Origin of the sequence: Microcoleus sp. D2_18a_D3 (assembly GCF_036702455.1) — a bacterium.
In the GTDB taxonomy this organism is placed as follows: domain Bacteria; phylum Cyanobacteriota; class Cyanobacteriia; order Cyanobacteriales; family Microcoleaceae; genus Microcoleus.
On record NZ_JAUBTK010000190.1, the window covers coordinates 1 to 2,603 of the forward strand.

Sequence of the window (2,603 nt, forward strand, 5' to 3'; positions counted from 1 at the left end):
AGGGCTTGCACCCAAGGCGGCGTAAAGGCTCTAATCCCCTAACCCATACAGGCTAGTTTCATAGAAACGAACCGCACAAACCGTGCTTGCGAGTTTCCCCGCACACGGCTCCTCAATTGCTTGGCACTTGTCATGTGTACCTCTTTGCCCAGGTTTGGGTTAGGGGATGGGTTCATAGAAGTCATCACTTCTTATCTCCCATTCTTTAGGTTCCCACATGGCGTGTAAGATATCGTGGCAGTGTCTGTGTATAGCCATCAGATTTGTGCGCTTGTTATTTTTGCGATTTTTGTCCAAATGGTGAATTTCCACAAGGCTATCTGACGTGAAATACAGACCGCAGTGCAAACATCTACCTTTTTGTTTATTCAACAGTTCGGATAGTGTTTTTGGGATTTCAGGATAGTTCCTTAATCTTTGACTCCAGTATACCCAATCTCCGTCGTAGGGACTTTGACTGCCTTTCACCTTTGTGTGTCTTTTTATTTGTGTATCAGGGTGTTCAGCTAGTTTTAGCCCATCAGGTGTGGCAAACGTCCATTTTCTTCCTTCGATTTCTCTCCAGTATTTTCGGGCGTTGCTTTCCTTTTTGCATCGACGTTTTGCCCATGCCCAAAGCTGCTTGAAGGTGATGTGACTTAGCTTGTCAAACGTTTCTTGACTTGCGACTGTGGAGAAATAATTGCCCCAACCCCTGATAACTGGGTTGAGTCTGGCTATCAATGCTGCTTGTGGGGCTGCACTATGCTCTTTTATGATGGTTGCTATTTTCTTACAGTGTCCCTTCACGCTTTTCTTTGAGGGGGTGATTATGGTCTTAAATCCTAGTGGTTCCTTGTTGGTGGATTTACCAGTTTGGTATTTACCTACTGGGTGTTGTCTAATATTGAACCCAAGAAAGTCAAACCCAATATTTCCTGAGTATTCAGTCAGTGTGTGGGATATTCTTGTTTTACTAGGCTTAAGTTCCAAGCCAATGTCACTTAGCCACTCTGCTATTATTTCCTGGCACTTTTGGACTATGGCAAGGTCTTCGTGTATAATCACGAAATCGTCGGCATAGCGTATGAGGCTGAGGCTCATTTGGTTTACCTTTTTCCCATACCCTGGTCTACAGGGCAAGGTAGCCACATATTGCTTTATCCTGTTTTCCATGCCATGTAACGCGATATTGGCTAGGAGTGGACTAATCACTCCTCCTTGAGGTGTGCCTTCCTCAGTAGGACTGTATGCTTTTTGCTTATTGGCATAATTGCTCCAGTCAATTACCCCTGCTTTTAACCATGCCCGTATTTGGCGACGAATGGTGGGGGATGTATTCAGTTTTCTGAGAAGTGCAGCGTGGCTAATTCGGTCGAAGCATTGGGCAATGTCGGCATCTAGCACGTATTTTGGCTTGTACCTAATCGCATTAAAGATTGCTCCGATTGCGTCGTGACATGACCTTCCGAGTCGGAATCCGTAGCTATTAGGCTCGAATTTTGCCTCCCATTCTGGCTCTAAGGCAGCTTTTACTAGAGCTTGGGTTGCCCTATCGTGCATTATGGGTATTCCTAACGGGCGTTTTTCCTCCCTTCCAGGCTTAGGAATCCAAACCCTTCTAGTTGGTTTTGCCTTTTGGTTTAACCTCAGTCGGTTAACAAGTTCCAGCCTTTGTTTAGGGGTTAAACTCTTAACCCCATCTATTCCAGCGGTTTTCTTGCCCTGGTTATCCTGAGTTACCCGACGCACGGCTAACACCTTAGCCGACCAAGAATTAATCAAGGTCTTTTGAAGCTTGCGGACTGCTCGAACATCTCCACGTTGAGAGGCTTGGAATATGCGCTTTTGTAGCTTAAAAACTATTCGCTCGACTTTACGCCAAGGAATATCTTTCCATTCCACAGTCGCCAATTCTGACTCTGTATTAGACATATTTACTACTACTTGTTCCTATTCCCTCCAAACAATCGTGAATCCGTCAGCGTATCCTCACTGTTAGGTGAGGCATTGGCTTCTGATTCAATCCTTCTCTGATACATCATTTAGCTAGCTACCTACTCAGGTATCGACCTTTTTTCTGAGAGATGTATAAGAGTTACTTCGTTCCTAATGACCATTGGTTGAATCTTTAGAGTGATGCTATCCACCGAGGTTAAGGGAAGCGCTTATTGGTCACGGCTGGAGTTGCCAATTCCCTACCTTTGCCCTTTTGGGACTCCCAGTGTATCAGCCTTATTTCACTGGTTAACTTTAACGATGGTTCAGGTGCATCTTCACTTGCGTTACTCATAGATTCCTGCTAAGGTGGGATGACAGTTTAGGCTACTGCTTTACCCCTATTTGACTTCCCCGCTTCATCCTGACAGTTGCTAATTGTTCAGCATGGGGGAAGCGCTTTAACCATTGCGCTTATGGAGAGGGACTTACACCCTCATGATCATTAAGTTGTTAAGGGTTTTATTTCCACCAAGACGAGAGGTTGAACCCTTACTCATCGTACACTTTGAGTTTTATATCTCCATTTTTCGAGGAAACGAATCGCACCCATCCACAGGTTTTGTATTCAACAGAATCGCGGGTTTCATGCTTTTTGAAACGTGGAAATCCTTTCTTTCCCGGTT

1 protein-coding gene is annotated in these 2,603 nt (G+C 44.8%); it reads right to left on the reverse strand.

What is annotated here, in order from left to right; translation table 11 throughout:
• Positions 1-159: 159 nt before the first annotated feature.
• Entirely contained in the window at positions 160-1,914 is a 1,755-nt protein-coding gene (gene ltrA / locus QUB06_RS34345; RefSeq protein WP_333439278.1) for a group II intron reverse transcriptase/maturase, read from the reverse strand.
• Between the last annotated feature and the right edge of the window lie 689 nt (positions 1,915-2,603).